The organism is Proteus sp. fly-1067, from assembly GCF_040139345.1.
Taxonomy (GTDB): domain Bacteria; phylum Pseudomonadota; class Gammaproteobacteria; order Enterobacterales; family Enterobacteriaceae; genus Proteus; species Proteus vulgaris_B.
The window spans coordinates 1-1,178 of the sequence record NZ_JBEEUL010000046.1 but is presented as its reverse complement, the minus strand read 5'-3'; the positions used below and the strand labels follow the sequence as shown (position 1 = coordinate 1,178).

The following is a 1,178-nucleotide window of genomic DNA, read 5'->3' as shown; positions in this document are numbered from 1 at the left end:
TAGCCAAAGGCATGAAACCCGTCTGTGTTGAATCATGCCCACAACGTGCATTAGATTTTGATGATATTAATGTGCTACGTGAATTGCATGGCACTGAGTGTGGTATTGCTCCAATGCCAGACCCGAGTATCACAAACCCTAATATTGTCATCAAGCCACATAAAGATGCGAAACCATCTGGCGATAAAAGTGGCGAACTGAAAAACCCTGCGGAGGTGTAAAATGCATGAACTACCACTCGTTTTTTTCACCGTGCTGGGTCAGTCCGCTGCGGGTTTATTTTTGCTGGCTTATCTAAGCAAAAAAATGGGTTCAATTGATGAAAAACAATTGAAAAATGCCAATATCCTAGCCTTCATTGTCGTTGTGATTGGTTTAGGTATTGGTGGCCTACACGTTGGGCAGCCATTACGTTTCTTCAATATGCTGCTCGGTGTTGGTCGCTCACCAATGAGTAACGAAGCATTTTTGAGCGGTATATTTGTTGGTTGTGCAGCAGCGACACTGTTCTTTACTCTATTTTATAAAAAACCACTACTGCGTGAGCTAGCCAATATTGCTACCGTAGTAACTGGTGTGGCTTTTGTTTGGTCAATTCCACAAGTTTATAATATTGCCTCAATTGCTAATTGGAACACCGGTTACACAACACTCCAGATGTGGATGACGATGTTAGTTGGTGGTGGTGCTTTAGCAATTGCTATTGGTGCTCGTGGTTTGGGGATTGCTTCTTTCTTAATTGGTGCTGTGGTTATTTTCGCTAGCCGTGCGGGATATCAAGCATTTCTTTCTGAAAGTGGACCGGCCCTAAGTGCAGAACAAACTGGTTTTTGGGGATTCCAAGTCGTTGTTTTGGTTATTGCATTAGCAGGTTTTGTCGGCATGGCATTAAAACAACGTGCGCCAAAAGCCACTTTAGCCACTTGTGCCGCCGCAGTACTACTTGCTGAACTAGCAGGCCGTATTGCCTTCTATAATTTGTGGCAAATCACCATGTAACCCCTCTTTTAATTTCATGTTAAACCAAAGAGCCTGCTGTTGCAGGCTCTTTACTGTAGATACCCCATTGATTCACCTATTTACTCTTAAAAAGACGAATTGGGTTGTTGGAGAAATGCGATCTCCTCTTTAGTCGATAAACGTCCAACTATCTCATTACGATGTGGATAACGACCAAA

General features: G+C 43.0%; 2 protein-coding genes and 1 pseudogene. 2 read left to right on the top strand and 1 reads right to left on the bottom strand.

Annotated features, from left to right (window positions below):
• Both ABN217_RS18970 and ABN217_RS18965 read left to right on the top strand, forming a co-directional pair.
• Positions 1–221 (top strand): annotated as a pseudogene (locus tag ABN217_RS18970) (DMSO/selenate family reductase complex B subunit); the annotation flags it as partial.
• Between the two features lies 1 nt (position 222).
• Positions 223–999 carry a dimethyl sulfoxide reductase anchor subunit family protein gene (locus tag ABN217_RS18965; protein WP_283125291.1) on the top strand — a complete coding sequence of 259 codons (777 nt, stop codon included), beginning with the start codon at positions 223–225 and terminating at the stop codon, positions 997–999.
• Positions 1,000–1,085: 86 nt separating this feature from the next.
• Here the strand turns inward: ABN217_RS18965 and ABN217_RS18960 are convergent.
• Positions 1,086–1,178 (bottom strand): DUF924 family protein (locus tag ABN217_RS18960; protein WP_349459811.1); only part of this gene is annotated, 93 nt, incomplete at its 5' end.

Bases quoted from the DNA above. Each gene is read 5' to 3' on its own strand.
- ABN217_RS18965 (WP_283125291.1), top strand. From the start codon at position 223: ATGCATGAACTACCACTCGTTTTTTTCACCGTGCTGGGTCAGTCCGCT.